At 40.5% G+C, this 24,903-nt stretch carries 28 protein-coding genes; 3 read left to right on the top strand and 25 right to left on the bottom strand.

Going from position 1 to position 24,903, the window contains the following annotated elements:
• Nucleotides 1-19: 19 nt before the first annotated feature.
• From def to GD630_RS04700, 12 genes are all read right to left on the bottom strand, one after another.
• On the bottom strand, nucleotides 20-574 hold the full coding sequence (gene def, locus GD630_RS04755) for a peptide deformylase (RefSeq protein ID WP_143864637.1): 555 nt from the start codon (nucleotides 572-574) through the stop codon (nucleotides 20-22).
• Between the two features lie 42 nt (nucleotides 575-616).
• Entirely contained in the window at nucleotides 617-1,033 is a 417-nt protein-coding gene (ruvX, locus tag GD630_RS04750; RefSeq protein WP_022276045.1) for a Holliday junction resolvase RuvX, read from the bottom strand.
• A gap of 75 nt (nucleotides 1,034-1,108) precedes the next feature.
• The gene (locus GD630_RS04745; RefSeq protein WP_182505706.1) at nucleotides 1,109-2,251 is read right to left on the bottom strand and encodes an OmpA family protein; all 1,143 of its coding nucleotides are present in this window, start codon (nucleotides 2,249-2,251) and stop codon (nucleotides 1,109-1,111) included.
• A 205-nt stretch (nucleotides 2,252-2,456) separates the two neighbouring features.
• Complete coding sequence (locus GD630_RS04740; protein ID WP_007759351.1) at nucleotides 2,457-3,425, bottom strand: PCMD domain-containing protein; 969 nt, start codon at nucleotides 3,423-3,425, stop codon at nucleotides 2,457-2,459.
• A gap of 25 nt (nucleotides 3,426-3,450) precedes the next feature.
• Nucleotides 3,451-4,557 carry a sulfotransferase family protein gene (locus GD630_RS04735; RefSeq protein WP_007759347.1) on the bottom strand — a complete coding sequence of 369 codons (1,107 nt, stop codon included), beginning with the start codon at nucleotides 4,555-4,557 and terminating at the stop codon, nucleotides 3,451-3,453.
• 7 nt (nucleotides 4,558-4,564) lie between these two features.
• Complete coding sequence (gene cysN / locus GD630_RS04730; protein WP_007753737.1) at nucleotides 4,565-6,025, bottom strand: sulfate adenylyltransferase subunit CysN; 1,461 nt, start codon at nucleotides 6,023-6,025, stop codon at nucleotides 4,565-4,567.
• Nucleotides 6,026-6,037: 12 nt separating this feature from the next.
• Nucleotides 6,038-6,946 (bottom strand): sulfate adenylyltransferase subunit CysD, encoded by a 909-nt coding sequence (cysD, locus tag GD630_RS04725; RefSeq protein ID WP_007759335.1) that lies wholly within the window; start codon nucleotides 6,944-6,946, stop codon nucleotides 6,038-6,040.
• A gap of 80 nt (nucleotides 6,947-7,026) precedes the next feature.
• The gene (cysC, locus tag GD630_RS04720; RefSeq protein WP_007753733.1) at nucleotides 7,027-7,635 is read right to left on the bottom strand and encodes an adenylyl-sulfate kinase; all 609 of its coding nucleotides are present in this window, start codon (nucleotides 7,633-7,635) and stop codon (nucleotides 7,027-7,029) included.
• A gap of 16 nt (nucleotides 7,636-7,651) precedes the next feature.
• A complete protein-coding gene (locus GD630_RS04715) occupies nucleotides 7,652-9,205 on the bottom strand; it encodes an SLC13 family permease (RefSeq protein ID WP_143864638.1) in 1,554 nt (517 codons plus the stop codon).
• An 11-nt stretch (nucleotides 9,206-9,216) separates the two neighbouring features.
• Nucleotides 9,217-10,044, bottom strand: coding sequence for a 3'(2'),5'-bisphosphate nucleotidase CysQ (gene cysQ / locus GD630_RS04710; protein WP_182505705.1), 828 nt, complete (start codon nucleotides 10,042-10,044; stop codon nucleotides 9,217-9,219).
• 250 nt (nucleotides 10,045-10,294) lie between these two features.
• On the bottom strand, nucleotides 10,295-10,789 hold the full coding sequence (locus tag GD630_RS04705) for an SPOR domain-containing protein (RefSeq protein WP_007759326.1): 495 nt from the start codon (nucleotides 10,787-10,789) through the stop codon (nucleotides 10,295-10,297).
• A gap of 117 nt (nucleotides 10,790-10,906) precedes the next feature.
• On the bottom strand, nucleotides 10,907-11,677 hold the full coding sequence (locus GD630_RS04700; protein ID WP_007759322.1) for an SDR family oxidoreductase: 771 nt from the start codon (nucleotides 11,675-11,677) through the stop codon (nucleotides 10,907-10,909).
• A 200-nt stretch (nucleotides 11,678-11,877) separates the two neighbouring features.
• On the opposite strand from GD630_RS04700, the gene GD630_RS04695 reads away from it, so the two are divergent.
• The 3 genes from GD630_RS04695 to GD630_RS04685 are packed head-to-tail and all read left to right on the top strand — an operon-like array spanning nucleotide 11,878 to nucleotide 12,745.
• Nucleotides 11,878-12,087, top strand: coding sequence for a YtxH domain-containing protein (locus tag GD630_RS04695; RefSeq protein ID WP_007753720.1), 210 nt, complete (start codon nucleotides 11,878-11,880; stop codon nucleotides 12,085-12,087).
• 31 nt (nucleotides 12,088-12,118) lie between these two features.
• On the top strand, nucleotides 12,119-12,481 hold the full coding sequence (locus GD630_RS04690; RefSeq protein WP_007759320.1) for a phage holin family protein: 363 nt from the start codon (nucleotides 12,119-12,121) through the stop codon (nucleotides 12,479-12,481).
• Between the two features lie 3 nt (nucleotides 12,482-12,484).
• Nucleotides 12,485-12,745, top strand: a complete 261-nt coding sequence (locus tag GD630_RS04685; protein WP_007759319.1) for a hypothetical protein — start codon at nucleotides 12,485-12,487, stop codon at nucleotides 12,743-12,745.
• Between the two features lie 193 nt (nucleotides 12,746-12,938).
• On the opposite strand, the gene GD630_RS04680 is transcribed toward GD630_RS04685, so the two are convergent.
• The 13 genes from GD630_RS04680 to GD630_RS04620 all read right to left on the bottom strand — a co-directional run bounded on the left by GD630_RS04680 (nucleotide 12,939) and on the right by GD630_RS04620 (nucleotide 24,895).
• Nucleotides 12,939-13,232, bottom strand: a complete 294-nt coding sequence (locus GD630_RS04680; RefSeq protein ID WP_143864639.1) for a nucleotidyltransferase family protein — start codon at nucleotides 13,230-13,232, stop codon at nucleotides 12,939-12,941.
• Between the two features lie 324 nt (nucleotides 13,233-13,556).
• Nucleotides 13,557-14,129, bottom strand: a complete 573-nt coding sequence (gene rfbC / locus GD630_RS04675) for a dTDP-4-dehydrorhamnose 3,5-epimerase (protein ID WP_143864640.1) — start codon at nucleotides 14,127-14,129, stop codon at nucleotides 13,557-13,559.
• Between the two features lie 8 nt (nucleotides 14,130-14,137).
• The gene (gene rfbB / locus GD630_RS04670) at nucleotides 14,138-15,256 is read right to left on the bottom strand and encodes a dTDP-glucose 4,6-dehydratase (protein WP_143864641.1); all 1,119 of its coding nucleotides are present in this window, start codon (nucleotides 15,254-15,256) and stop codon (nucleotides 14,138-14,140) included.
• On the bottom strand, nucleotides 15,253-16,155 hold the full coding sequence (rfbA, locus tag GD630_RS04665; RefSeq protein ID WP_143864642.1) for a glucose-1-phosphate thymidylyltransferase RfbA: 903 nt from the start codon (nucleotides 16,153-16,155) through the stop codon (nucleotides 15,253-15,255). Before rfbA ends, rfbB begins: the two co-directional genes overlap by 4 nt.
• A gap of 45 nt (nucleotides 16,156-16,200) precedes the next feature.
• Nucleotides 16,201-16,956 carry a glycosyltransferase family 2 protein gene (locus tag GD630_RS04660; protein ID WP_143864643.1) on the bottom strand — a complete coding sequence of 252 codons (756 nt, stop codon included), beginning with the start codon at nucleotides 16,954-16,956 and terminating at the stop codon, nucleotides 16,201-16,203.
• A 54-nt stretch (nucleotides 16,957-17,010) separates the two neighbouring features.
• Nucleotides 17,011-17,568, bottom strand: a complete 558-nt coding sequence (locus tag GD630_RS04655; protein ID WP_143864644.1) for a WcaF family extracellular polysaccharide biosynthesis acetyltransferase — start codon at nucleotides 17,566-17,568, stop codon at nucleotides 17,011-17,013.
• Nucleotides 17,565-18,662, bottom strand: a complete 1,098-nt coding sequence (locus GD630_RS04650; RefSeq protein WP_143864645.1) for a glycosyltransferase — start codon at nucleotides 18,660-18,662, stop codon at nucleotides 17,565-17,567. Before GD630_RS04650 ends, GD630_RS04655 begins: the two co-directional genes overlap by 4 nt.
• The gene (locus GD630_RS04645; protein WP_143864646.1) at nucleotides 18,659-19,738 is read right to left on the bottom strand and encodes a glycosyltransferase; all 1,080 of its coding nucleotides are present in this window, start codon (nucleotides 19,736-19,738) and stop codon (nucleotides 18,659-18,661) included. Before GD630_RS04645 ends, GD630_RS04650 begins: the two co-directional genes overlap by 4 nt.
• Before the next feature lie 18 nt (nucleotides 19,739-19,756).
• Complete coding sequence (locus tag GD630_RS04640; protein WP_143864647.1) at nucleotides 19,757-20,686, bottom strand: SGNH/GDSL hydrolase family protein; 930 nt, start codon at nucleotides 20,684-20,686, stop codon at nucleotides 19,757-19,759.
• Nucleotides 20,683-21,597, bottom strand: coding sequence for a beta-1,6-N-acetylglucosaminyltransferase (locus tag GD630_RS04635; RefSeq protein WP_143864648.1), 915 nt, complete (start codon nucleotides 21,595-21,597; stop codon nucleotides 20,683-20,685). Before GD630_RS04635 ends, GD630_RS04640 begins: the two co-directional genes overlap by 4 nt.
• Before the next feature lie 156 nt (nucleotides 21,598-21,753).
• The gene (locus GD630_RS04630; protein WP_143864649.1) at nucleotides 21,754-22,815 is read right to left on the bottom strand and encodes an O-antigen ligase family protein; all 1,062 of its coding nucleotides are present in this window, start codon (nucleotides 22,813-22,815) and stop codon (nucleotides 21,754-21,756) included.
• Between the two features lie 122 nt (nucleotides 22,816-22,937).
• Nucleotides 22,938-24,092 carry a glycosyltransferase gene (locus GD630_RS04625; RefSeq protein WP_143864650.1) on the bottom strand — a complete coding sequence of 385 codons (1,155 nt, stop codon included), beginning with the start codon at nucleotides 24,090-24,092 and terminating at the stop codon, nucleotides 22,938-22,940.
• 20 nt (nucleotides 24,093-24,112) lie between these two features.
• On the bottom strand, nucleotides 24,113-24,895 hold the full coding sequence (locus GD630_RS04620) for a glycosyltransferase family 32 protein (protein WP_143864651.1): 783 nt from the start codon (nucleotides 24,893-24,895) through the stop codon (nucleotides 24,113-24,115).
• Between the last annotated feature and the right edge of the window lie 8 nt (nucleotides 24,896-24,903).

Here is a 24,903-nt window from a genome sequence, read left to right as displayed (position 1 = left end):
ATATAAACGTTTTTTATCTTTATTTTACCTGTTTCATCTTATAAGAACTGCGAGCTTTCCCCTTCAACATCGTATTCAGTTTTCCCTTAATCATTTGCTTACGAAGTGGAGAAATATGATCAATAAACATCTTACCGTCCAAATGGTCGAATTCATGTTGCATTACGCGAGCCAGATAGCCTTCTACAACTTCCTCGTGTTCCACAAAATTCTCGTCCATATATTTCACGCGAATCTTATTTCCTCTTTTCACTGTCTCATGGATACCCGGCAGACTCAGACATCCTTCTTCCATACTTACTTCTTCTCCCCCGACCTCTAGTATATGGGGATTGATATAAGCTTTATTAAAATCTTTAAATTCAGGATAATCCTCCGAGAGCGGATCTAACGTAATGGTAACAACACGAATGGGCAAACCGATTTGCGGGGCAGCCAATCCTACACCGTCCGCATGCACCATTGTTTCAAACATATTTGCAATCAACTCTTTCAGATTCGGATAATCCGGAGTTATATCCTCTGCCACCTTTCTTAAAACAGGCTGGCCATATACATAAATAGGTAAAATCATATCTGATATTCTACTAAAAAAATAAGTTATTCTTTGTCTATATTAAAAACGTTTACTTTCCAAATATGTTTGCAGAATAATTGTAGCGCTAATCTCATCTACCAAAGCCTTGTTCTGCCGGTCTTTCTTTTTCAGTCCTGCCTCCAGCATAGTCCGATGCGCAAGAACGGAGGTAAAACGCTCGTCCACATACTCCACAGGAAGCTCAGGAAAACGTTTTTTCAGTGAACGGACAAAAGGTTCTATATTTTTCATATTCTCCGAAACTTCATTATTCATTTGCTTAGGCAATCCAATAATAATCCGCTCTACCGGTTCCTTAGCGATGTAATCACCGATAAAATTCAAAAGCTCATGTGTAGGAACTGTCGTCAAGCCATTGGCAATCAGCTGCATGGTGTCGCTGACAGCTATTCCTGTACGTTTTCTTCCGTAATCTATTGCTACTATTCTGCTCATGGGGCACAAAAATACAAAAAAAGACGCTTCCCGTGAAAGGAAACGTCTCTTTTATTATAATATTTCAAATGTATATTATTCTTCAACAATTGCTACACGGCTCAGTTTAGCATCATCATAGAACATATTGCCAACACCACCCTTATAGTCAACCTTCAACTGAGAAGCAGGAACTCCGAATTCGTTAACCATCAAGTCACGAACAGCTTCAGCTCTCTTCTTACTCAACTTCATGTTGTATTCAGCAGAGCCTGTACCCTTATCAGCATATCCGGTTATAGTAAATACTTTTCCTGGATTTTCCTTGATACCCTTAGCCATAGCTTCGATATTCATGTACTCTCTCTTGCTGATATTGCTCTTACCGATATTGAATACTACAACAAGGCGTGGAACAAATCCGGCTTCTTTCTTAACGATCACTTCCGGTTTCTTATTACGTGCTTCAACCAAGTCACGCTTCAAAGATTCATTTTCACCCTTCAGTGCGTTTACTCTGTCTCTCATATCGTTCAACTGGCTTTCCGGAACCATCGGAACTGTAGGAACTGCATTCCAACCGCGTTTCTTAAATTTATAAGTAACACCTACAGTCAGTCCTAACATAGCTTCCTTATTCTCACCAGCCAATGTATTTTTCATAAACAGGCTACGCATTTCCACGTTGAAGTCCAAAGCAGACGACAAACGGAAACGGTTAATCAAACCTAAATTAAAACCAATATTATCATCTGTCGGTTTCGTCCAAGAATGAACCCATCCTGCACCCACATAAGGGATGAATGAATACAGACGGTCTTCCTTATATCCGCAGAACATATTAGTAAGGTTCAACATAACATCACCATGGAAATTGGCGATATTCCATTTCTGCTTATAATATCCGTTAGACATAACGCCACCTTTTACATAAGCATCATCTTCAAGCAAAGCAGCTCCCTTAGCCTGAAGACCATTATAAGCAATACGCAAACCGATTCCGGGAGTAAACCACTTTCCTACAGCAATATCCAATGCAGGAGCAAGTCGTTTTCCAAAATCCAACTTACTGTCATTATCTCCAAAATACATCTGGGCTCCCAGACCACCGCTAATAAACCAATTAGCTCCAAAGCGGTTTGTCTCTACGCTATAGCTAGTTGCTGCTTTTTCTTTTTCCTGAGCAGGCAGACAAACAGAAACTGCCGCCAATAAAATAAATAATAAACCCTTTTTCATCTCAATTTATTTTAGTAAATAATATATTTCCATCAAAAAGAGAATAAGACGAACTTATTTTCTTAAAAATTACTGCAAATATAGATATTTAATATAATACACGCAAAAAAACACGTAAAAAATCACACCTCCATTCTTTTTTTATAAAACAAAAATAGCCAACGACGAATTTATCATTGGCTATTCTTATTTTTCTGCTGTACCTTTAATATACTAACTTTACATTATCAATCCATAATGTATTTCCCGGAGAACCTATATATGCCCCTCCGTGACTGGATGTAAACTGAAGACACAGATGGGTAGGGACGTCATTCTCATCCCCCCAAGCCACCTCATGAATAGGTACACTTTCGCCTTTACTATTGACCGTGTAACTTTCAGTAACCTGCAGACGCATCATGTGAGCCTTATATTCAGGACGACTTGTAATATCACCATACATAATTTCATAGGAAACATTATTCTTCCAGTCCGTAGAGTGATAATAATAGGTCACCATTGTACCGATACGTTTCGCATACACGTTTCCTTCCGCATCTTCCCAACGTTTCTGCAAAAACAGAATAGCTGCGGGATAATCTTTACCGGGAACATCCGTAATCTTACTGAATCCGGTAGCACGGATACGATTTTCGCGATCCGACATCTTCACCTTGTAGTCGAACTGAAGGGCTACCGGTTTCTTAGTAAACGGAATACCGGTCTGCAGCATCTTCTGTGGATTCTTAGTACCTTTAATAGGTTCATGCACCGATCCGGTAAAAATAGAACCGGCCGCCAGCACCGTGATATTAACCAGTCCCAGCACCTTCACACTTTCCATACGAGTATCCAGCCGCGCACAGTATCCATTCCCTCTTTTTTCAGGGAAAACCGATGTGTTCGTCTTGGTAATTCCGGCTACTTTTGCCATCACGTTTGAAGTACCCCAAGGCGAACCACCCATATTTTTATAAACCTGATCTCCCTTGATTACAGTGGTCGGCCCTATCGCATATACATTCTTTGTATTTCCGCCAATAATGCTCGACTCCTTTATTTGACGGTCTACCCATTGATCCATGTCTCCAAAAGGAAGCATTTCGACTTTATGCTGCGCCATCAAAGACAAGGAAGAAAAAAATGCAACAAAACCTGTCATCAACAGGCGATGAACGATTTTCTGAACCATTACTTTCCTTTCTTTTTTCTTCTTCTTATAAATTATAATCCCATTGTTTTAAAGCAAATCCCCAATTCTCTTCAACCAGACGAATTGTGCGATCATCATATTTATACTTGTTCTTTTTATATCCTTTCTTACCGCCCACATACTTTTCTATGTCAGCACGCGCTTCCGTGAATCCCGGAATAGAAAGTGACTTATAAATATTCTCTGTCATTCCCATCGCATCTGCTTCAAAGTCTTCAAACTTCACCTCCATCAGATTACCTTCGGGGATAAACTGTTTGTCCGATTCATACTTATGATAAAGTTTCGCATAGATAGAAAGGATATTTTCCTCCAATTGTTCATTGCTGATATCCTGCAACTTCAACGGTTGAATCGTATTTGTAAAGAAACTGCGTGTAGATTCGAATACCGTATACGGATTACGCATCAAGTAAATAAACTTAGCGTTCGGGAACATCTTTACCAGTTCTTTCACCCGGCCGGTGTGCGGAGGGTTCTTGCTAAGGAACTGAGTACCATGCGTATTCCACAAAGAAATCTTAATCAGTTTCGTAAATACCTCTTCAAATACTTTCAACTCCGCGTCTGTAATATCATCAAACAACAGATACTTGTCTGCATATTCCTGTTGACATTTCGGCAAGAACCAAAAATTATAATAAGTATAAGGCATCATATTCGACAATGCAAATTCCTCTTCCTGCGGAAGATCCACAGCCAGTTCCATATTGTCGGTCGGACGTTTATCCGGCATCAGCCAACTCATATTCTTTTTAAAGAAAGGCTGCCCCCACATCATCAAATGAGGAAACACAGTCTGATACGTTGTATTATACCCAAAATGCTTGTCGCAAGAGAACACATTATGAACAAAAGTAGTTCCGCTTCTCCAATGTCCCAGAATAAATACCGGATCATGTTCCAATGGCTGGTTGGCCAATAGCTTTTCATACCGGCTATTCTGCAATCCGGCTAATGGAGAGAGTAAACGGCACACCGCCTTTGTCAACCGGTATTTTCCCTTGTAAGCCGCATCTATTTCACGACCGGCAGTGATAGCCTTAAACGTTTTCCAGTCTGCACCTACCAGCGTATTAATCGGAAGTTTATTAAATTCAAGTAATCCCATACTTTTCTTACTTTATTATTTTCACAGCAAAACCCTGACGTTCCAATTCCTTTGCTGCTTTTTCTACAGCTTCATAATGTTCCGGAGCAATTCCCAACTTCGGTAAGTCCAAAACAGGAATATCATCCGTATTGCTCATATCCTTCACCTCAACCCGATCGATAATCATACCGACAGCCGAAGTATTATTTGTAATAGGATCAATCAAGATAAATGAACCGCATGACTTATTCTTCTTATACGGATCAAAGAAAAGTTCTTTGGCAGTAGTCAGCACCACACGTGCAATCTGATTGAGTTGCAATGGCAAACTATCTGCCGTCAATTGTCCATTATCAACAGAAAGGTGTTCCATTGTGTTTACATCCACCTTATATTTAATCGCATCAATACGGGTGCGGCTCAGATTAGTCGTTTGCTTGATAAAGAAAGATTTATTGATATCCATCGGTTCCTCGTCCATCCACACCATCATTGCCTCAAAATTACGGTCGATAATAGGCAAGTTATCCGGATGTACCAGCATTTCACCACGAGACACATCAATCTCATCTTCCAAAGTCAATGTAACAGATTGCGGTGGAAACGCATAATCCAACTCCCCGTCATAAGTTACGATACTTTTTACCTTAGACGTTTTTCCCGAAGGAAGTGCCATCACCGTATCCCCCTTACGGACAATACCGGATGCGACCTTACCGCAGAAACCTCTAAAGTCCAGATTCGGGCGAAGTACATATTGAACCGGGAAACGGAAATCAGACAGATTATGGTCATTATCGATATGAACGGTTTCCAGAAAATCCAACAAAGAGATTCCTTTATACCACGGAGTACGTTCCGATTTATCCACTACATTATCTCCATCCAAAGCGGAAAGAGGAATACAGTTCACATCGGGAATTCCCAACGGAGCAACGAATTTCTTGTATTCGGCAACAATCTCGTTGAACCGTTCTTCCGAGAAGTCCACCAAGTCCATCTTGTTTACGGCCAGTACGACATGCTTGATACCCAACAGAGATACCAGGAAAGTATGGCGGCGTGTCTGTGTAATCACTCCCATACGGGCGTCTACCAGAATAATCGCTAAGTTAGCCGTAGATCCGCCGGTGATCATATTACGAGTATACTGCTCATGTCCCGGAGTATCCGCAATAATAAACTTACGGCCGTTGGTAGAAAAATAACGATAAGCCACATCAATCGTAATACCCTGTTCCCGTTCGGCTTTCAAACCATCGAGCAACAATGCGTAGTCTATATGCTCACCCGCATTTCCCACACGTTTGCTATCACGCTCCAACGCATCCAACTGGTCCTCGTACAATTTCTTACTGTCAAACAACAAACGTCCGATCAGCGTTGATTTCCCATCATCAACCGAACCGGCGGTCAACAGTCTCAGCAAGTCTTTCTGCTCATCTTTATCCAGAAAAGCCTTTATATCTAATTTATTATCTGCCATCACTTGTTACAATTAAAAGTATCCTTCACGTTTCTTCTGCTCCATACTCGCATCCTGGTCGAAGTCAATCACGCGAGTTGTCCGCTCACTCTTAGTAGTAGTCATCATTTCTTCCACAATCTCCTCAATTGTTGAAGCTCCGCTTTCTACAGCACCCGTCAATGGCCAACAACCCAGCGTACGGAAACGGACCATCTTCATTTCAATCTGATCACGGTATTTTTCCGGCAAGCGGTCGTCATCCGCCATAATCAGATTACCATCCATTTGTACTACCGGACGTTCCTTTGCATAATACAACGGGACAATCGGAATATTCTCCAGCCGAATATACTGCCAGATATCCAACTCTGTCCAGTTACTCAACGGGAATACGCGAATACTTTCCCCCTTGTGTACACGGGCATTATAAATATCCCACAATTCAGGGCGCTGGTTTTTCGGATCCCACTGATGGAACTTATCCCGGAAAGAGAAAATACGTTCTTTCGCACGTGATTTCTCTTCATCACGACGGGCTCCCCCGAACGCTGCATCAAACTTATACTTATCCAGAGCACGAAGCAATGCCTGTGTCTTCATCAGGTCAGTGTGCACTTTGCTTCCATGCGTAAAAGGTCCCACCCCTGCATTGAAAGCTTCCATATTACTTTCTACAATCAGATTCCATCCATATTTCTTAGCATATTCGTCACGGAACTGAATCATCTCCTTGAACTTCCATTTCGAATCGATATGCATCAAAGGGAATGGTACTTTACCCGGATAAAACGCTTTTTCCGCCAAACGCACCATCACCGAAGAATCCTTTCCGATACTGTAAAGCATCACCGGATTCTCAAATTCCGCCGCCACCTCGCGGATGATATGAATAGACTCTGCTTCGAGCTCTTTCAAGTGGCTTAATTTATATTCTTCCATTTATTTTAAAAGTTATGAATTACGAATTATGAATTTGCCGACAACCGCATACCAATTCTTCATTCCTAATTCTTCATTCTTCATTTCACATTCTTCACTTTAGGTAAAATCAGCTCCAGCAAACGATTCACAGATTCTTCCAGACTTAGTTTAGAAGTATCCAACGACAAAGCCGGATGTTCCGGTATCTCAAAAGGCGCGGAGATTCCCGTAAAATTCTTTATTTCTCCTTTGCGGGCTTTCGCATACAACCCCTTTACATCGCGTCTCTCACACTCCTCCAACGGAGTACTTACGAAAATCTCCAGAAAATCATCCTTTCCGATTATATTCGCTGCCATTTCGCGAATATCATTATTCGGACTGATAAAAGCAGCAATTGTTATAATGCCGCTGTCCAAAAACAACTTTGACACTTCGGCTATACGGCGAATGTTCTCCACCCGGTCGGTTTCCGAAAAGCCCAAATTATTATTAATTCCGCTACGGATATTATCCCCGTCCAGAATACGGCAAAGCAGTCCACGCTTATGCAGTTCGCGTTCCAATGCAATGGCAACTGTACTTTTCCCCGACCCGCTCAGTCCGGTAAACCATATCATGACACTATGCTGTCCCAAAAGTTCTTCTTTGTCTTGCCGTGTCATCATGCGGTCAAATATAGGATATATATGATTCTTTTCTTCCATCTATAAATTAGTTTTATTAAAAGTTCCAGATCATCGGGATCAGAATAACAGAAATTAAGAAGGTTATAATATTTAGTGGTAATCCGATACGCACAAAATCCATAAACTTATAGTTACCGATACCTTGCACAATCAGATTCGTCTGATAACCAATCGGTGTAGAGAAACTGGCAGATGCAGCCATACAAATTACCACGAAGAAAGGTGTCGGGCTGACTCCCATCTGTGCCGAGATCGACAGTGCCAGAGGGAACGCCAAAGCCGCCGCTGCATTATTGGTTATCAACTCCGTAAACAGATTTGTGATAATAAATAGCATTGCGAGCAACACGTGCGGACCGTAATCATCACTTAACCCAATGATGAACTTAGCAACGCAATCCGCCACTCCCGAATTTACCATCGCCTTACTGATCGCAAAAGCACAAGCAATCGTAATCAGGATATCCCATGAAATGTATTTAGTATATTTGCGGGCAGGGAACAGATTCGTCCATGCCATAATAATAGTAGTAATAGAGACAAAAAAGAACATATCCAGTTTGATATCCGGAAACATTTCCCTCACAATAGGAAGTTCACCCACTGTTGCACCTACAATCATCAACACCAAAAGAAACAAAGCAAACCAACGTTTTTTCTTTCCGGCAGTATCAGGGTCGCTTCCATTTGTCAACAGCACGAATACGGAAGATTCTCCCCATGTCGGAATAAACGTATCATCAGCCATCACCACCAGAGTATCTCCTTCATGAAGCACTATATCTTCCAGATTCGTAACAAAACGTTGTCCGTTACGTGTCTTTATCTCCTTCACTTCCGCCCCATAATGGCGTTGGAAATTAAAATCCTTCAGTTTCTTATTAATACCGGGAAAACGCGCACCCAATACAGCCTCTACCCGGTGCAGCTTCTCCCCTTCCTCTACTTCCTCATCCGGTACCGCCGTATCCGGGCGTGCATCCGGCAACAGACGCTTCGAGAAAACAAACAGATAAATAATACCGGCAATGGCTATAAAGATTCCTACCTTTCCAAGTTCAAACATCGAGAAGCCTTCGAACCCGGCATCCAATATCATACCATGCACTACCAGATTAGTAGAGGTACCGATCAGCGTACAAATACCCCCCAGAATAGTGACATAAGAAAGAGGTATCAAGAATTTTGTAGCAGGAAGCTTCACCGCATTGGCCCAATGCTTGATAATAGGAGCAAAGATAACCACGACAGGAGTATTATTCAAGAAAGCGGAGATGAACGCCACCGAAGGTAAAAGACGCAGCTGTGCCTTAAACACCGTTGTCTTCCCCTGAGGCAACAGCTTCTTTATCACCTGTCCCAGCGTACCCGACTGTCGGATCCCTTCACTCACCAGAAATAGCAAAGCAACGGTTATCATACCTTTGTTGCTAAAGCCTTCAAGCATCTCTTTGGGAGTTAGAATACCGGCACACAAAAATAATACCACTACTGAAAAAAGTATCATACCCGGACGCATCTTATCTGCAACCAAGGCAGCTACCATTCCTAATAGGGCCAATAGTACAAATACAATTTCAAATGTCATATAAACATCAATTAGTGTTCTCTCTTGGGCTCAACAATAAACCAAGGATTCAATAAGTCCTCCTTATTATATCGTAACGGCTCATCCTTTCCGGCTTGATACACTTCCATTCCGGCAGCACGTGCAATCGCATGTCCGGCAGCCGTATCCCACTCCATAGTCGGAGCAAAGCGCGGATACACGTCAGCCTCTCCTTCCGCCACCAGACAGATCTTCATGGAACTTCCACGCGATATCAACTCAATGCCACCGCGTTTCTTCTTCCTCAGGTCTGCAATATATTCTTCCGTTTCAGGCGACAGGTGCGAACGGGAAGCAACGACTATGAAATGATCACGAGGATCATCCAAAGGCAATCGTTCCGAATCTTCGATCATCTGTTTCAATGTCACCGTATCATCTTCCAGACCGACAAGACCGGAACACTTATATGCTCCCACACCCTCAACCGCAAAATAGAGTATTCTCTTTACAGGCACATAAATAACCCCTATCACAGGCACTGAGTCCTGCACCAAAGCAATATTCACTGTAAATTCCCCATTACGCTTGATAAATTCCTTTGTACCATCCAAAGGATCCACAATCCATAAAGTATCCCATTTACGGCGGACCTCATAATCCAGATGTTTCCCTTCTTCACTAAGGATCGGGAAAGGAGTCTTGCTCAAAACGGCAACAATTGCCTCATGTGCTTTTCTGTCCGCTATTGTCAGTGGAGAATTATCAGCCTTTCTTTCTATTTCAAAATCCGATGCCGGATCCTCATAAATAGACAGTATTTCTTCACTTGCTTTCAATGCCGCATCAATAGCAGCCATTACATATTTTTGTTCCATTTAATTCTTTTATTAAAACCTCATTTCCATCAAGGCTGTGGATTCTCCAAATTAAGAATTGACAAAAGTAAAAACTTTCTTTGCTATAAAAGTTTCCCCACCGACATTTATAACTTCTTTTAGTAGAAAGATAAAAATATCTAAATAGATATTCACCCTTTCTCAATAAAAAAGCAGTAACTTCCCAGTTACCGCCTTCTTATTTGGAAACAACATTTGTTCTTTCCAAGTATATATTACCAAAAAGAAATCAATAAACACGATACAGCAACCAGGCTCCCTGGAAGTCCGAACGGTTCGGATACTTGGCTTTAAAAGCATCACGGGCTTCAGCTGCTGCAGCTTTATCGGCAAATGAACTTACGATAACACGATACATCGCCTTATCTGCATTGAATGCGATAGTTGACTGATAACCTTGTGCGTCCAACCAATCTTTCAGACCTTCCGCATTTGCTTTAACGCCAAAACTACCTGCCACTACACTATAATCTTTCAATCCCTCATTGCCGGAAACCACTGTAACTTTTTCCTGGCGAACGCCGGATGTATCTGCCACCTTAGGTGTTGTCACAGGAGCTGCCACTACCGGAGTCACTTCTACCGGAGCTTCCACCTGCGGTTCCGCCAGTTCCTGCTGTTTTGCTTTCTCGTAAGCTTTCTTATAGGCGCTTTCGCTGGATTTACAAGATGCAAAAGCCAGCACCAAGCATACTCCCATTCCCAATACGACTAATTTTTTCATAATCCTATACTCTTGTTTTAATTAATAATTCTATATCCTTGTCCATCTACATTTAGTTTCGGGCAACAAAATAATAGAAATTTTATCATCCGGCAAAGAAATCCGGCAAAAAAACCTCTATTCCGTCTTTTTCTTGTACGAAATAGTACCCGTAGCCTGATAAGTAGGCATTAAAAGTACCTCCGCAATCTGAATATGCTCGGGAGCCGATGCGGCAAAATAGACAGTCTCGGCAATATCATCTCCCGTCAACGGACGAATCCCTTTGTAAAAATTATCAGCAGCCTCTTTATCTCCACGATAACGTACTACCGTAAAATTTGTTTCCACCATACCCGGCTTAATATTCGTTACTCTCAATGGTGTATCCACCAAATCAATCCGCAAACCGTCCGACAGAGCTTTTACAGCAGCTTTAGTCGCACAATACACGCTTCCTCCGGGATAAGCGGCATCACCGGCAATAGAACCGATATTGATAACATGTCCGCGTCCGCGTTCCACCATACCGGGTACTACCATGCGTGTCATAGCCAGCAACCCTCTTATATTCGTATCGATCATGATGTCCCACTCATCCAGACTCCCCTCAAACTCCTTATCCACGCCAATCACCAGTCCGGCATTGTTGACCAGCACATCAATCGCTTTCCATTCTTCGGGCAAAGATTCCAAAGCTGCGGCAGCCTGCTTCCGGTCACGTACATCAAAAGGAAGTATATATACCCGCACACCATACATCTTTTCCAATTCAGCCTTCAGTTCCTCCAACTTCGACACGGTGCGTGCATTCAGAATCAAGTTCCATCCCTCTTTTGCAAACTTACGGGCACAACCTTCACCAATTCCGCTACTGGCACCGGTAATAAAAACAATTTTAGCTTCCATTATGTTTCGATTTACAATATTAGTTGGCAAAAGTACGCCTTAAGTCATATTGGTTAGTCTCGAAAGTCAGTTAAATAAGATTAAACCGAAGAAGAAAAAAATAAATATAAAACTAAGCACTTTTTTTTCGTTTTCATGAACAACCTTTCAATAAAAATGTTATATTTGTTGTATCATAATCATTTTAAACATTACAAATTATGAAAGGATTGAATGTATTAGCAGCTTTTCTGGGTGGTGCAGCCGTAGGCGCAGCCCTTGGTATTTTATTTGCTCCTGAGAAGGGAGAAGATACTCGTCATAAAATTGCAGAGATTCTCCGTAAGAAAGGTATCAAGCTCAACCGTAATGAGATGGAAAATCTTGTTGACGAGATTGCAGCTGAGATGAAAGGAGAAATAGCAGAGTAAATGAGTAACAACAGACTAAAACAGAGCGACCATGTTTGCAGACGATAAAAGTATTGAGAATTTCCAGCAGTTATTTTTCGAGTTCAAGAAATATTTAGAACTTCAGAAAGAATACACCAAATTAGAATTAACGGAAAAGTTAACCATACTATTCTCAACGTTAATCATGATATTAGTACTTATTATCTTAGGCATGGTAGCCCTGTTTTACCTGCTTTTTGCATTGGCTTACATATTAGAGCCATTGGTCGGTGGTCTCATGGCTAGTTTTGCCATTATTGCCGGTATCAACATCGTCCTTATCTTCCTAGTTATTATTTTCCGCAAGCAGCTCATCATCTCTCCGATGGTGAACTTCCTCGCTAATTTATTTTTAACCGATTCAAATAAATAAATTATGAGTGCACAAACACCACCACAGAAAATTACTTTAGAAGAAATCGCAGAACGTAAAAAGAAACTTCTAAATGAGATTCATGCTCAAAAGAAAGCCATGACTGCCACAACACGCGAGATATTCGCTCCGCTAGCTCCGGCTACCAACAAAGCGGATGCCATTATGCGTTCGTTCAATACAGGCATGGCGATATTCGATGGGGTGGTAATGGGAATCAAGATTATGAGGAAGATACGTGCATACTTCAGGAATATGAGATAAAATAAGGGACTTCACTATACCCTACTTAAAAGTCAACAAATCCTCCATTTTAGAAATAAACATATTCAGACACAGAAGGTACGGACGTATTTTAGAAATTTGAGATAAAAAAATCATTTAGTCAATCGCTTGATTGGATACTTTCAAATCGTCTATGATTTGTTGTAGCACATCTTTTAACTTCTGCAAATTTTTACACATAAATTCCATCTTTATTGATACACCCTCTCAATAATTCATCCATATTATTTCGCAATCGAACCACATCAACAGGGCATTTCAATAGTTTTTCCAATTCTTCTTTAATATGAACTAAAGTAAAGATAGAAGGTCTATCAATTTCAACACAAATATCGACATCACTACCCTCATGTTGTTCACCACGAGCAACGGAACCCAATATCCCCATGCGAGAAATACCATATTCAGCAGCATTCTTTCGCATATATTCACGAAGCAAAGATAAATATTCTACAGTAGTCAACATAATAAATCGCTTTTATCTATACCACAAAGAAATGCATTTTCTTTCAAAAACACAATAGATAATCAATAAAAAACATTCTAATTCTTTCTATTATACAAAACTAGAAATCTGAATATTATCTTTAATCAATAAACACGCTATTAAAAAACAATATATCAAATCTTCACAGACAGTTGATATATTCAGAATACATATCAGCATTTTGCTAATATGAGGGGACAGATCAGAAATATACCGCTGTATTTTTTCCCAACCTGCAGAATGTAGGGGATTCATGTGTGTAGCATGAAGTTAGGGAGCTACATATTTCGTTATTATTATATGCTATTTATATAAATCCTCTCCATACAGAAATGGAGATTCAAAATCTTTCAATAGTGGATGCTTAGTGTCCTTCTCACTTAAGATAGCCTTGCCTGTAGGAATTCTCCAACAAATACCAAGTGATTCATCTAATATGCTGATGCCTCCATCATGCTGTGGAGCATAAAAGTTATCACATTTATATTGAAACACTGCAATTTCACTCAATACAGCAAAACCATGAGCAAAACCACGAGGAATAAAGAATTGACGATGATTTTCCCCTGTCAACTCTACCGCTACATGCTGACCATAGGTAGGCGAACCCTTGCGGATATCAACAGCCACATCCAGCACTGCACCCTTTACGCAACGTACCAACTTACTTTGGCTGTAAGGCATAGTTTGAAAATGCAGCCCCCTCATCACTCCATACGAGGACATACTTTCATTATCCTGTACAAACTTAATAGGACGTACCTTTTCATCAAACTCCCTTTGCGAAAACGATTCGAAGAAATACCCCCTGTCATCCTTAAAAAGACGCGGTTCAATGATCACCACCCCTTCAATATTTGTCTTAATAACTTCCATACAGATACTTATCTATTCTTATACATATCCTCGTAGTAGCTCTCATAGGCACCACTGGTGATATTATCCATCCACTCCTGATTATCCAGATACCACTGCACTGTTTTCTCAATCCCCTCTTCAAACTGCAGACTAGGCTCCCAACCCAATTCATTCTTCAGTTTCGTAGAGTCAATGGCATAGCGTAAGTCGTGTCCCATACGGTCCATTACATAAGTAATCAATCCCTCGCTATACCCTTCAGGATTACCCAGCAATCGGTCCACAGTCTTAATAATCACATGAATAATGTCTATGTTCTTCCACTCGTTAAAGCCACCGATGTTATATGTATCCGCAATCTTACCATTATGGAAAATCACGTCTATAGCCCTTGCATGATCTACCACATAGAGCCAGTCACGCACATTCTCTCCCTTACCATATACCGGTAACGGTTTGCGATGACGGATATTGTTAATAAACAATGGAATTAGCTTTTCGGGAAACTGATAAGGTCCATAGTTGTTCGAACAGTTAGTCACGATAGTCGGCATACCATAAGTATCGTGAAAAGCGCGTACAAAGTGGTCGCTACCTGCTTTCGAAGCCGAATAGGGTGAGTGTGGATTATACTTTGTTGTCTCTTTGAAAAACTCATCGCCATATACTTCGTGTGCTGATATTTCTGATGACTTTCCTTCCGGATGCGTTAGTTCCAAGGCTCCGTACACCTCATCTGTTGAAATATGATAGAAACGCTTACCCTCATAGCCTTCCGGAAGATACTCCCAAGTTAACCTGGCAGCTTGTAATAAAGAGAGAGTTCCAAGAACATTAGTACGAGCGAAAGTAAACGGATCTCTGATACTACGATCCACGTGACTTTCGGCAGCTAAATGAATGACCCCATCTACATGATACTGTTTGAAAATCTTCAGCATCATCTCAAAGTCACAAATATCCGCTTTCACAAAAGTGTAGTTTGGTCTATTCTCTACATCTTTTAAGTTAGCCAAATTTCCCGCATAAGTCAACTTGTCCAGATTGATAATATGATAATCGGGATACTTGTTCACAAACAAACGCACCACATGGCTGCCTATAAATCCGGCACCACCGGTAATGATAATATTTCTTTTACTCATAAGTTACTTTTTCCTGTACGTTCCACTTCCTCTACCACCTGCAACAAATACTGCCCATATTGATTCTTCAGCATCGGTTGGGCCAACTCACGCATCTTGTCGGCATCAATCCATCCTTGTCTGAAAGCTATACCTTCCAGACAAGCCACTTTCAGTCCCTGCCGTTTTTCAATCACCTCAATAAAGGTCGATGCTTCACTCAATGAGTCGTGTGTACCCGTATCCAACCAAGCAAAGCCACGTCCCAGTGTCTGTACTTTCAACTCACTATCCCCCAAAAATTGCTGATTCACAGTGGTTATCTCCAATTCCCCACGAGCTGATGGTTTGATGCGCTTCGCTACATCTACCACCCTATTAGGATAGAAATAAAGCCCTACTACCGCATAGTTTGATTTTGGCTGTACAGGTTTTTCCTCAATGCTTAAGCAATTACCTTCATCATCAAACTCCGCAACCCCATAACGTTCCGGATCACTTACCCAATAGCCAAACACGGTAGCTTTATGCTCCTTTTCTGCCATGCACACCGCCTCTTTCAACATGGCACTAAAGCCATTGCCATGAAAGATATTATCCCCTAGTACCAAACAGACCGAATCACTGCCAATAAAATCCTCACCAATAATAAAAGCCTGCGCCAATCCATCAGGTGACGGTTGTTCTGCATACTCAAACCTCACACCATAGTCACTACCATCACCCAACAAACGCTTAAATCCCGGCAAGTCATGTGGAGTAGAAATTATCAATATCTCACGGATACCCGCTAACATCAAAACCGAAATGGGATAATAAATCATCGGTTTATCAAAAATCGGAATTAGTTGTTTACTAATACCCTTGGTAATAGGATACAAACGTGTACCACTACCACCGGCTAAAACAATACCTTTCATATCATTGTATAATTCTATTTCTTTTTACACTCTATTAAATAGTCATTAGCGTTTTAACAATGCTAACACAAACTGCGGCACTTTCCATGCCATTTTCTCCAACTTCGTCAAAGTAGGAGCCATACCGTGCGAAGCATATACCCGTATATCCTCATCCCACATTTTTTTACGCTTAGCACTATCAGTAGAAAGTCCCCCCATACGCATCTTCACAATATACTCTCCCAAATAAGTTGTCGTAAGTCCTCCCGTAATAAGATAGCGTAACAATAAATCGCTATCTGCTGCTATTTTATAGCTTTCGTTATAGAGCCCTAAACGGTTTACCACCTCACGACGAATGTAACAGGTAGGATGCAGTGGTAACCAACCGTGACGTACTTTCCAAAGTCGATAACTACCTCCAATCCAGTTACGTACCACTTTATCTGTATTATTAGGATTCACAAAAAGCCCATCTCCATACAAGAAATCAGCTCGAGTGATTTTCATACGTTCCGCAATACGGCTTACCACCCCATTATCATAGAAGAAATCATCCGAATGCAGCAATCCGATTACATCACCTGTAGCCACACGAATTCCCTTATTAATGGCTTCATACATTCCATGATCAGGCTCCGAGATAATAGTTGAGATACGATCTTCATATTCCCTAACAATCTCTAACGAGCCATCCGTACTCGCCCCATCTACAACAATAAACTCTATATTATTATAGTCCTGTGCCAAGACACTCTCTATGGCATCACGAATCGTCGCCGCACGATTAAAACACGATGTTATTATAGATACTTTCATAAAAAACTGTTTCGAATATTCTAGAACATTTGCATTATTACTTCGGGTTTCCTTTCATTCATCATTGACTTCTCTTTTCCTAATCATCTTTGCAGGTGTCCCCTGATAGATACCATCTGCTTCCGTATTCTTCGTTATCACACTTCCTACAGTAGCTATTGAGTTCTCACGCATCCTTACTCCCGGGCAAACTACCGCCTTGCTACCTACCCAAACTCCATCTTCCAATGTAATAGAAGCATTCCGGTAAGGCATGGAAGAAACTGTATAATCATGATTCCCTGTAAGCAATAATGCGCCTTGCGAAATACATACATTATTACCGATAGTCACATTGTCTAAATTATCTATCCAGCACTGTTCACCTAACCATACGTTATCCCCTATGGTCAGTTTCCAAGGAAACTTGATCGTCACATTATTTTTAATGACCAGTCCCTTACCAATACACGCCCCAAAAGCACGAAGTAAAACAATCTTTACCCTCATGCAAGGGTTCCACGAAGCACGTACCAACAAAGCATTTACAAAGTACCACACTATCATCTTCACTCTACTAGCCCCTTTATCAAAGTCTCCCGCAGAGAAAGCACTTAAATCTACCTTGCTCATACTTTCATTATTTTATTGTATAATTTTACAAACTCCTCTGCCACTTTGTGTTCAGAGTACTTCTCCTCTACCAACTTACGACCATTACGTCCCATCACCTCCAACTCCTTTTCCGAAAGCGTAAGGAAAGCACGCAGAGCCTGTACCGTAGACTCTGTGCCCACTTCTGTCCACCAGCCACAACAATTACTCTTTAAATCTTTCCAAGGTGTACCCTTAGTAGTAATTACAGGTGTTCCACTAGCTAACGCTTCCGCCACTACAATACCAAAATTCTCACTATAAGTAGGCAATACAAAGAGGTCGGCACGTTGGAAAAGTTCCCACTTTTGACTACCATATACCCCGCCTGTAAAGCGGATAATCTCCCCCACACCTAACTTTTCAACCAATAGTTTCAATTCTTCAACGTAAGCAACTTCACCTTCACCAGCCACGTTCACCACATAATCTTCGAGTTCATTTTTCAGTTTTGCCACCGCCTCAATCAAAAATTCAATACCTTTCTTTACATGTACCCGACTCAAAAATAGAATTTCTTTATTTCGTCTCCACGATCTTTTCAGTTCAATGCTCTCTACATCTACCCCATTAGCTATCACCTCAATCTTAGTGTTATAGCCCAAATTCAACAAATTTTTCTTTTCACTTACAGCCGTAGCATGTAAATAATCCGCTCGTTTCACAGCAGCCTTCTGATAGAGTAACAATGCAGGCATTTTGCGTGTCCAGTAATGACGAGCCAAAATCCATGGTTCCAGCATACCATGAGGTGTAAGTACGACCTTATATCCCCATGTCTGCGCCCATCGCTGCAGCAACGCACAACTAGGTGTCCAACAGCAGTTAATATGCACCACATCAGGTTTTATCGACTCCAGCAATTCCTTCCATTCATGTTTCAGTTTAAATCTATTTTTCCATGAAGACAGTTTATGCACCGTACAGTGCTCCATCACCAGTTCATTCATACTTGCATGAGAAGCAACATGCAGTTGTACTAACTGTCCCAGCTCCTTAGCCAGTAGCTGCATATAAAAAGCTGTTCCTCCCCAAGTACGGTCAATACTGGGAGTATAATGTAATATTTTCATTCTAATATACCCATTGCCTGATTCACCATATTCTCCACAAGAAGCGTTTTAGCTAAATCTTTTGCTTTCTCACCCATTTGTACGATCTCTTCATCCTTACTTCCAGTTATCACTTCCACACATTCATCTATTGTCTCAAGAATTCTGCCATTTATTCCATCTTCAATATAGCTATATTCTACACACTGCAATGTCTCCGTAGAACGTTTGAAAGTAAAGACAGGTAGACCATAACCCATTGCCTCTACTATAGATAATCCCACCCATCCCGGCTGGTAATAAATGTCAGCTATCGCAAAAAGTTCTCGTTTTACCTCCACATCATACACCGCCCCAAAGTCATGTACATTGGTATATTTCATAAAATCGGGTTTATTCACTCCATCCCCGATAATAATAAATCCAAAACGTTCTCTATCCAAATTCTCAATTGTTTGCAGTAATAAATCAACTCTACGGTAAGGTGAAGTAAACCTAGCACAGAAAATGAGTATCCTCTCCTCCTTAATAGCATACTTCTCTTTCAGTTCTATCTTCGTCATAGCAGGAATATGTGATATAATCTCCTTCATCCCCGTCACAGTATTATTCAATGCTACTATCGGTTTCCTAGGAAATATTTTCCTCCATTGTTGCTCCTCCTTCGGCATATATAACCATACGCCATCGGCTAAAGATATCATCCCTTTTAATTTCCAATCAACTTTTTGTTCTTCCCTTAAATAACGTTTTACCGAAATCCCCTGACCATAAAGAATAATCCGTTTCCTATGAATAAACTTTGTAAGCAATAATAACCATGTAGTAATATGTGCAAAATGTAACATCAATACCAAAGTGTCATATTCTTTTCGTAATAACTTAAAAGGATTATACCACAGTATCCCATGCCACTGTAAATTCGAGATATAACTTACTCCCACACTTTGCACTTTAAAACCATTCCCTGCTGCTACCTTCTGCGAATTATACACATACACATCAGCCCTTTCACAGCGTTCACGTATCCCTGCAAAAAACTCTTCCCGATAATGCGGTACCTCCGGCTGCACTATAGCTAATTTCCTCAAAGTCATACTAATTATAAATATTTGCTATTGCTTAATTTCGATCAACTGCTCTAAACACTTCGCCAAGTGCCTTTGCCCCTTCTCATTCAAATGAATACCATCTCTATACATCTCCACCGACTCACCAGCATCTATTCCCTTCAGACAAGGAATCTTATTCTTTTCCATCCATTCTATGATAGCCTTTCCCATCACGTTATATTCGCCACACATCACCTCCCCCCTTTCAGCATGTAAATAGACAAACAAAGGTATTCCCACCGAATCCGCAATTTCTTTCAGCTCATCAAATCCCTCATTAACAGGGTATTCCATAGATGATTTGGGTTGCACTGTAGCATTCTCAACCAGCTTCACCACCGTTTCATCAGGATCCAGTTGTTGTTTTGTTTTCTTCCAATAAAAAGAAATCTTAGGTATCACATATCTATCTATAAGTTCCCCAATAGCCCATCTATATTGCTTATCGGGATAATTGGGGTACAAACCGACTACTGGTACATGCGACATCCTATCGTACGCATCATGACTACTGCACACTAATACCACTGCCTTAGCTCCGAATACCCCCTTTTCACGTAGATAAGCCGCACAATTATCCGGCCCCCAACTTCCTGCTGAGATATTCAGCATCTGTATGCCCGTCTCTTCTGAAAAAATGGAAGAAGCCAAATCTTCCTGATCCGTCATAGTACCGCCAAACAGTACCGAATCGCCCAAGCCGAGCACCCTCACTTTCGTAGAATCCGGTTCCTCACATCGTTGCGAATAAGAATTAATGTGGATGTGAGCCCCCAGCCGATATCGGTTTTGATTAGGAGCTGCTATATATTCGTATGCATCACTGGATGTGTAAAGCATCGCATTGCAGAAACCAAAGACAAAACGTAACAGAAATTCTACAGAAAGCAAAAAGACAATTACACTCAATAAAATTAAGAAGAGCCTCTTCATCTGTTTCTATATAAATCAATTTTATTCATTAGCTCGTCCGATCTACCAGTCTTCACCTTTCTACAGAACATTTTACCTGAAGCAAGTAGTTTATCATAGTCCCTTTCCTCATAAATTGCAATAGCATCATCATACTCTATATAATGCAATGGGGTTAGGTCCACTAATCCTGGATAGTTCTTCTTTTTATAGAGTAGTGCATTTTTCCCGAAAGACGAATTAAACACCAATGTATGTAACATCATCTCATCGGGAGCAAAAGTATACTTAAAATATTTTTTAACTTGTTTACCATTTATTCGGTAGTAATCCAACACATATTGCAAACACTCCCTCGAAAGTGCCCACCACGATGAACCCTCATAAATGGGCATTCCTTTGAAGTGATTGCGATATTCAAAGAAAAAGAGTCTCGTAATCCACCGCATCCCTCCGCAAAGCAGGCGCTTTAATTGAGGATTATCAATCTTGCTATCCCTAAAAAAATGGTATGCCTTTATTCGCTCGGGCATCTTACGAGGTTCTCTCAGTTCAGATAAATTAAGAGCCATAATACACTCTTTATTTCTATACGTCTCAAAGTAATGCAAGATCCGAGAATTTGGCCATATCGGATAATCCAAGCCCGAAATATACACAAACCGATCGTACTTCATCTTCGACTCCATAGCTCTTTGTATCAAAGCTAAGATGGCCTCACACTGTGAGTACCCTCCCCAATTAACATTTACGATCTTAATCACACTTAACTCCAATACATCTTGGGGAGTCTGTACATCCTGGGGAGTTATCTGCGACTTTTTGTCCAAATGAACAAAGAACCCCGTTTCTTGATGATAGGCTAAAGCCTTTATTAACCTATTTAGTTGCGTGCAGTCGGTATGTGCACAAATCAGATAAGCTATTTTCATTCAATACTATATTTTGCAAAATGATAATCATCTCATATACAAAAAATGATGGTTTCAATGGCACAAACTGCATAAGCCACATAGGGCGATTGGTGAAACCAGAAAAGTCCAGAGTAAACGTTTCTTGTATCATACGTACATTTTTGATAAATAAAATCACTCATGCAGTAACTGTGGATATTTTTTCATTAGATCCTTATGTTCAATCAAAACACCCACGACTAACCATATTACCAAACATAAATACCAACCACCCTGAAACAGATAACCTTCAAAAATAGAATGAATAGTCATAAACACAAATGTACAATAAACAAGTATGGTATTGGGATCAGTACCTATCTTACCAGGCAACATAAAAGCGGCTATCCAAATAAAAATGATAAAACATCCACCTATTATACCTGACTGTGACAAAACACTAATGTAGCCACCGCCAGATTCATGACGCCCAACTTTTTTATTATTTCCTACACCATGGGCTGCAAAACCAATCCCAACTAATGGAGAAGATTTGAATTCTGCCATACGTTGAGACCATAATTCATCACGTGAAGTCTGCTCAGTCGTTATCTCAAAACTATTTTTCTTTTGGAGCATAGCTCCTGCATTTTTCATTAATATAGGACCAAAAATTACTATTGTTATTGCCACAATTGATATATTCATAAATAAAGACGACATTCGCTTCGACTGCATCTTTACGATAAGTATACTACTAGCTAAAGACAAAACAAATGCCGATCGAGAACCTGAGATAACCACTACATACAGCGATATCAGCGCCATGACATAGCAACCCAATTTCATCCATTTCTCCTTCACAAAGGAACGAAAAGACATACTGATAAAGAACATAGCACTTATGGCTCCCGCTGCACTCGTCCACATAGGATGTGTACAGTAACCTGCAAATTCTTTCACACGTCCCATTGCAGCCAAATATGGATCAAGTTCCATATGATTAGTCCCAGCCAACTTTGCATAAAAATTAGCCATTGTAGCCAATCCAAAACCTATGAATATATTTTTAAGAAATTTCAATTTATAGAGATGCCACTCAATCGACTGTCTTGGAGCACACATATAGAGAATGGTAGAGAAAATGATCAACCGCAAATCTAAAACCATGCCGATGATACTAGCAAACCAAAGAAAAACTATAAAAAAAGAAAATACGCGTGTATGACTATTCCCTGATAGATTAAAACGAATCATTTTATTCAGAATAAATACAAACGACACATAGTATATGAATGTCGGAAACTCTTTAGGAAAAAGATTCGTAAATAGCAAAAAAACGGTCAACAACTCATACCAGTTATTCCGCATATATTTTATTATCGTACGAAGCATATATTAAATATTTCCTTTAAAACATTCAGATTATATTCAAATGAAATAATAGAGCTCTGCTCCACAATATACCGTTTAGAGAAGTACTTCTCTTTTATCGCAGTAGTAGCTTGTATTATCGCCTGTGCAAATTGTTCTTCTGTATCAAATTTTATCAGAATACCTTTCTTCTCAAATTCTCCATATCCTCTTGCCGATACTTTGTGGGCTATAACAGGCAAACCATTACGCAAGCCATCCATCACACGCAGTTTCATTCCTCCTCCCAACCGGGTAGGACAAAGATATATATCACAGTCACGCAACACCGCATCCATATCTTTCGGATTCGCTATCAACTCGATGTTACCAAACCTCTTCAGACGTTCAATCAATTCAGCAGGAGGATTCTTTCCAGCTATCACCACATCCATATCTTTGGGTACACAAGGATAAAGTTCATTCAAGAAGTAGTTGATACCATCCAAGTTTTGCACATTGCCTATCGTTCCGCTGATTACCGCTTTCAGTCTTCTTTCATTAAAAGGTTTCAATGCATTAATATCCAATTGCTCTCCTTTTCTCATAAAGCATCCTCCTACTACCTTTGTTGTGTCCGATGCTCCATAGAACTGTGCGAATAACTCCTTATCCTCTTTTGTCAAGAAGATATTATAATCACAGAGTTGATAGGCCCGCCTCTCATTCCGCTTTACCACGGGAAGAAGCAACATACGATGAAGAACAGAAGGATGATTATCCCGATAATACTCAAACTCACAGTTATGATTCAATACTATTGTCTTTACTCCTCGTCTTTTGCAGAGTTTCGCCAAAGAGCCGGCTATACAATTATGATCAAAAATACACAAATCATACTGATTTGCTTTTAGTAATCTTGTCGCAACAGATTGGAATCGATGCATCTCGCCAGTAACAGGAGATAATAACTTACTAACCAACTGCCGCTCATTCACCCCCACAAAGTGAATTTCAGGAAATTTATCGGTCAAGCTATGCGCCAAATATTCAGTACACACCAACACCTCCAACTCATCTCCCTTAAATACTTCATCAAAAGCTTCAAGATAATTGCGGCAGGCATAGCAACCACCACCAATACCCCAAGGATTATGTTTTAAGATATATAAAATTCTCATAGAACAATAAAATAATAAGCCTAAAGGTCCTGAATCATTTTTGCAATTCTTCGCTGTACTTTCATTTTGTAATATCCTAAGGTCTTCTTCTTCAAGTCGGTAACAGAATTTGCTGTGTTACCCTTAGCGTTAGGATTCCAGCTCTGTGCAACACGATGGATGCAAACTACATCCTTCATGCTCGTATAACCTGGCTGATCAAAATACTGGTAAGGATAAACATGTATGCCATTCTCTAGGACTTGCTTCTTGTTGTTAACATTGCGGTTATCGAAACCATAGTTCTGCGCTAGGCTCATCTGAAGATCAGGAATAATCGTCATATCATAGCGTAGACGCTGTTCCAAACGCTCGTTGTACGAACGGATGAAGTGGCGGTTCTTATAATATTCTAGACATTCACCGATAAAAGGGTGCTCTTTCTCCGCACCAAAACAATGCGAGGTAAGCATTGTATACTCCACTCCCATCTTGTCATGATGCACATAGTACTCTCTTCCGATAAACATACCATCATTGAGAAAAGGATCGAAACTCTTGAACAGCTCCACATCTGTATCCAACCAAATGCCCCCGTAATGATAAACGGCATACAAGCGTACGAAATCCGCTGCAAAAGCCCATTTTCTCACACTCACCGCCTCATTGGCAAACACGTTGTTACACTCCGCCAATCGCTTAGCATCCCACAACACAAATTCATAGTCAGGCAACACCTTTTTCCATGTATCCATGCAAGCCTTCAAGTGCTCTGGATATGAGTCGCCACTAAACCAAGAGTAATGAACAATTTTGGGTATCATAAATCACT

This window comes from Bacteroides zhangwenhongii, from assembly GCF_009193325.2.
GTDB lineage: Bacteria > Bacteroidota > Bacteroidia > Bacteroidales > Bacteroidaceae > Bacteroides > Bacteroides zhangwenhongii.
Note: the sequence above shows the minus strand (reverse complement) of the source record. Positions and strands in the feature narration are given on the sequence as shown.